Source organism: Streptomyces oryzae (assembly GCF_017676365.1).
Lineage (GTDB): Bacteria > Actinomycetota > Actinomycetes > Streptomycetales > Streptomycetaceae > Streptomyces > Streptomyces oryzae.
Genome location: NZ_JADKMA010000311.1, coordinates 1 through 4961, shown reverse-complemented (window position 1 = coordinate 4961; position 4961 = coordinate 1). Strand labels below are relative to the sequence as shown.

Below are 4961 nucleotides of genomic sequence, written 5' to 3'. Positions count from 1 at the left end.
GGGGCGTTGGGGGGCGGTGATGACGGCGGCAAGGACGACAAGGACGGCAAACCGTCCGGCTCCTCGTCGCCCCCGGCCAAGAAGGACGGCGACAAGAAGAACGGTGACAAGGGCGGCAAGGGCGGGGGCCCGGGCGCGGAGAAGCCCGCGGATGCGCCGCTGCGGGGCAAGGTGATCGTCGTCGACCCGGGCCACAATCCGCACAATCGCGACCAGCCAGGCAAGATTTCCCGGCCCGTCGATATCGGCACGGGAAAGAAGGAATGCGACACCACGGGCACCTCGACCAATTCCGGTTACTCCGAGGCCGAGTTCACTCTCGATCTGGCACACCGCCTCCGCACCCGGCTACGGGAACGCGGGGCGACGGTGAAGTTCACCCATGACGGAGAGGACCCGTACGGACCGTGTGTGGACGAACGCGCGGAAAAAGGGAATCAGGCACAAGCGGACGCCGCCATTTCGCTCCACGCGGACGGCGCCCCCAGCGGAAGCCGCGGTTTCCATGTGATTCTTCCCGCATCCGTGCACAAGGGCGATGCCGACACCCGCAAGATCGTGGGCCCCTCCCGCCGGCTGGGCACCGACCTGCGGGACGCGTTCCGCGAGGCCACCGACGAGCCGGTGTCCAACTACCTGGGCGACGGCAACGGTTTGGACACCAGAGACGATCTGGGCGGTCTCAACCTCAGCACAGTTCCCAAAGTCTTCCTCGAATGCGGCAACATGCGTGACCCTGCCGATGCCGCTCACCTCACGTCGGCGAAGTGGCGTGAAAAGGCGGCGCGCGGGGCCGCGGACGGCATCACCGCATTCCTCACCTGAAGGGTGGGGAAAGTTGAAACCGACAGGCGAACCCCCCGGAGAGGCCCGTAGTGTCATCCGTACGATGGGGTGCTCACCCCCGGCAGACCTCAACCATGACCAGACCGATTAAGGACCCCACGTGAACATCCGCTCGCTCACCCGAGGCGACGGCGCGGTGATAGGAGCAGCGGTGCTGCTGTTCATCGCTTCGTTCCTCGACTACTTCTCCGCAGGCGACTGCGGCTCGTATTGCGACAAGATCGATCTGCCCAACGCCTGGAACGCGGAGAAGCTCCCGCTCGTCCTGCCCACCATCTTCCTGGCGGGCATCTTCGGCGCGGTGATGATCGCCGCGGGGCGCTTCCTGCCGGAGGGCCGTAAGTTCGGCGCCATCTCGCTGCCGCAGGCCGGCGCGACCTTGATGGTGGTCTCGCTGTGGTCCGCGATCTGGGGGATGGCCACCGCTCCTGAAGAGGCGGACATGGGCCCCGGCGCCATCATCGGGCTGATCGCCGCGCTCATCGGCGCGGCCGCCGCGATGGTCAGCCCCGCGGTCCCGGCCCTCGCGGCCCCGCTGGTGCCCGCGGGCGGCGCGGCACCCGGCCCGTACGGCGGGCAGTACCCGCAGCAGGGCGGCGGCTACGGCTACCCGGGCGGCCCGCAGGGCGGCCAGCCGGGTCCCTACGGCGCCCAGCCCGGCGGCCAGCAGCCGTACGGACAGCAGCCGGGTCAGCCGCAGGGCGGCCAGCCGCAGCCCGGCCCCGGCCAGTCGGCGGGCGGTCCGCAGGGTGCCACCGGTGGCGCCCCTGACCCGAACTTCCAGCCGTTCTGGTTCGCCGTCCCGATGGCGCGTCCGCTCTTCCCGGAGGACGGCTCGCCGCAGCCGATCGCCGAACTGGCGCCGGGCACCTGGTACCTCGCCGTGGAGCAGCGCGGTCAGGCGCTGATCGCGCAGACCCAGGACGGGCGCCGCGGCGTCCTGCAGGACACCTCCAACATCCAGCGCGGCTGAGCCACCCGGCCCGGCGCGCAGCACAGCGGCCCCTCGCCCTTCCGGGCGGGGGGCCGTTGCCGTACGCTGCCCGACCAGCGGTGACCTGACGCCCCGTCAGCCAGGGGCCGGCGGAGGGAGGCGGCACATGCGGCTCGGACTGGCGCTCGGCTACTGGGGGCGCGGCCCCGACCCCCGGCACCTCGAACTCGCCCGGCAGGCCGAGCAGCTGGGCTACCACTCGGTGTGGACGGCCGAGTCGTGGGGCTCGGACGCGTTCACCGCGCTCACCTGGATCGCGGCGCACACCTCCCGGATCCGGCTGGGCACCGCCGTCGCGCAGATGGCGGCCCGCACCCCGACCGCCACCGCCATGCACGCGCTCACCCTCGACCACCTCTCCGGCGGCCGGATGCTGCTCGGCCTCGGACTGTCGGGACCGCAGGTGGTGGAGGGCTGGTACGGCCGCCCGTTCCCCGCCTCGCCGCTCACCCTGACCCGCGAGTACGTGGAGGTCGTACGGCAGGTGCTGCGCCGCCGGGCGCCCGTACGGCTGGACGGGCGCTACCACTCGCACCCGTACAACGGTCCCGACGCCACCGGCATGGGCAAGCCCCTCAAGCCGATCACCCACCCGCTGCGGCCCGAGCTGCCGGTGCTGCTGGGTGCCGAGGGGCCCAAGAACGTCGCACAGACCGCCCGGATCGCCGACGGCTGGCTGCCGCTGTACTGGTCGCCCACCCGCGCCCCGGTGTACGAGGCCGCGCTGGCCGAGGCCCCGCCCGGGTTTCTGGTCGCCCCCATGGCACAGGCCAGGATCTGCGACGACGTCGCCGAGGGGCTGTGGCCGGTCAAGGCGATGCTCGGCTTCTACGTCGGCGGCATGGGCCACGCCCGGCGCAACTTCCATGCGGAGCTGATGGGACGCATGGGGTACCCGGATGCGGCGGAGCGGGTGCGCGAGCTCTTCGCGGCGGGGCGCCGCGAAGAGGCGGTACGCGCCGTGCCGGACGCCTTCGCCGACGAGATCTCGCTGGTCGGACCCCGGGAACGGGTCGCCGAGCGCCTGGAGTTGTGGCGCTCGGGCCCGGTGACGGATCTGCTGGTGACGGCGCCGGATCCTGGCACGTTGCGGGTGCTGGCGGAGTTGAACTGAGGCAGGACGCGCCCCGAAGGGGCGCGGGGAACTGCGCGACCAGCCACAGGACACCGGCAGCCTGCAGACGGCAAACAGGCGCACCCCAGTAGCAAGACGCCGCGCGGGCTCAGCAGCAGTCGGGGTCCAACCCCGAGGGCAGCTCATCACCACGAAAGACCTGCACCGTCGCGTCGTCCCCTCCCAACGCGGCGACGGCCAGCAGCAGTGCGCCCGCGGTCCATGTGGTCCGTTCCTCGGGCCAGACGGCCTCGTCCTCGAAGACGTACCCCGTCCAGTACATGCCGTCCTCGGCGCGCAGGTGCTGCATCCAGCGCAGGATGTCCAGCGCGTGGTCCGACTCGCCCATCGCCCACAGGGCCAGCGCCAGCTCGGCGCTCTCGCCGCCGGTCACCCACGGGTTGGGCGTCACGCACCGTACGCCGGAGCCGGGCACGACGAAGCGGTCCCAGCCCTCCTCGATACGCTCCTTGGCGGCGGGGCCGCGCAGCGCTCCGCCGAGGACCGGGTAGTACCAGTCCATCGAATAGCGGCTCTTGTCCAGGAACCGTTCCGGATGGCGGCGGATGGCGTGGCCCAGCCAGCCGGCGGCCAGCTCCCAGTCGGGCTGCGGCTCCTCGCGCCGCTCGGCGAGCGCGAGCGCGCACCGCAGTGCCTGGTAGACGGAGCAGGACCCGGTCAGCAGCGCATCGGTGCAGGCGGTGCCGTCGGCCTCGCGCTTCCAGCCGATCTGGCCGCCGGGCTGCTGGAGCCGCAGCACGAACTCGACGGCGGCCGAGACCATCGGCCACATCCGGTCGACGAACGCGTCGTCCCCGGTGGACAGATAGTGGTGCCACACACCGACGGCCGCGTACGCGCAGAAGTTGGTCTCGCGGGCCCGGTCGGTGGGCGCCGCCGCGTCCCCGTCGGCGTAGGCGGCGTACCAGGAGCCGTCGGGCAGTTGGTGGGCGGCCAGCCAGCGGTAGGCGGCCTCGGCGCGGTCGTGCTCGCCCGCTGCGTCCAGCGCCATGGCGGCCTCGACGTGGTCCCAGGGGTCGAGATGGTGCCCGCGGAACCACGGTATGGCGCCGTCCTCGCGCTGTGCGGCCAGGATGCCCTCGACGGTCAGCCGGGCCTGCGCCGCGGTCAGTACGCCGGGCAGCACCAGCCGCTCGGTCCGCTCCGGGCTGGTCACTTGGCCGCCGCTGCGGACGCTGCGGCCAGGTCGCCGTCCGCTTCGGCTGTCCCGCCGAGGGGTGGCAGATGCGGTTTGGTGGCGTAGGCGACGAAGCTCTTGCCGATCAGCGGGTCGAGGGCGCGCTCGGCGAGCCGGGTGGCCAGCGGGCGCTTCATGATGTCCCAGACCAGCAGCTTGTGATAGGCGCGCACCGGCAGCGCCTTGTCGTTGTCGACGCCGAAGGCGCACTTGAGCCACCAGTACGGCGCGTGCAGGCCGTGCGCGTGGTGGGTGCCGTAGGGGCGCAGCCCGGCCTCGCGCAGTTTGGCGAGGAGTTCGGTGGCGCGGTAGATACGGATATGGCCGCCCTCGACCTCGTGGTAGGCGTCGCTGAGCGCCCAGCAGACCTTCTCGGGGCCGTAGCGCGGGACGGTCACGGCGAGCCGGCCGCCCGGTTTGAGGACGCGCACCATCTCGGCGAGTACGCCCTTGTCGTCGTGGATGTGCTCCATGACCTCGGAGATGATGACGACGTCGAAGCTGTCGTCGGGGAAGGGCAGCGCGAGCGCGTCGCCCTCCATCGCGGTCGCGCTCGCACCCTGCGGGGCCTCGCCCGCCTCGGCCATCGCCGCGAACCAGGTGGCGACCTCGCGGATCTCCTCCGCGTTCCGGTCCAGGGCGACCACGCGGGCGCCGCGCCGGTAGCACTCGAAGGCGTGCCGTCCCGCCCCGCAGCCCAGGTCGAGCACGCGGTCGCCTGCGGCGAGCGGGAATCGGGAGAAGTCCACGGTCAGCACGGGGGATCAGCCTTCCACAGGGTTTTCAGGAGGTGGTGGGCGGGGGAGGTG

Annotated in this window: 5 protein-coding genes; 3 read left to right on the top strand and 2 right to left on the bottom strand. The window is 72.1% G+C overall.

What is annotated here, in order from left to right:
- From ITI46_RS33095 to ITI46_RS33085, 3 genes are all read left to right on the top strand, one after another.
- The coding region (locus tag ITI46_RS33095) for an N-acetylmuramoyl-L-alanine amidase (RefSeq protein WP_209243645.1) at nt 1–825 on the top strand (825 nt) is incomplete at its 5' end.
- Nucleotides 826–946: 121 nt separating this feature from the next.
- Complete coding sequence (locus ITI46_RS33090) at nt 947–1819, top strand: DUF5336 domain-containing protein (protein WP_209243644.1); 873 nt, start codon at nt 947–949, stop codon at nt 1817–1819.
- 127 nt (nt 1820–1946) lie between these two features.
- Complete coding sequence (locus ITI46_RS33085; RefSeq protein WP_209243643.1) at nt 1947–2954, top strand: LLM class F420-dependent oxidoreductase; 1008 nt, start codon at nt 1947–1949, stop codon at nt 2952–2954.
- A gap of 109 nt (nt 2955–3063) precedes the next feature.
- Here the strand turns inward: ITI46_RS33085 and ITI46_RS33080 are convergent, their stop codons facing one another.
- The gene (locus tag ITI46_RS33080; protein WP_209243642.1) at nt 3064–4131 is read right to left on the bottom strand and encodes a prenyltransferase/squalene oxidase repeat-containing protein; all 1068 of its coding nucleotides are present in this window, start codon (nt 4129–4131) and stop codon (nt 3064–3066) included.
- Nucleotides 4128–4910 carry a class I SAM-dependent methyltransferase gene (locus tag ITI46_RS33075; protein WP_209243641.1) on the bottom strand — a complete coding sequence of 261 codons (783 nt, stop codon included), beginning with the start codon at nt 4908–4910 and terminating at the stop codon, nt 4128–4130. The genes ITI46_RS33080 and ITI46_RS33075 overlap by 4 nt, the downstream gene beginning before the upstream one ends.
- Nucleotides 4911–4961 lie beyond the last annotated feature (51 nt).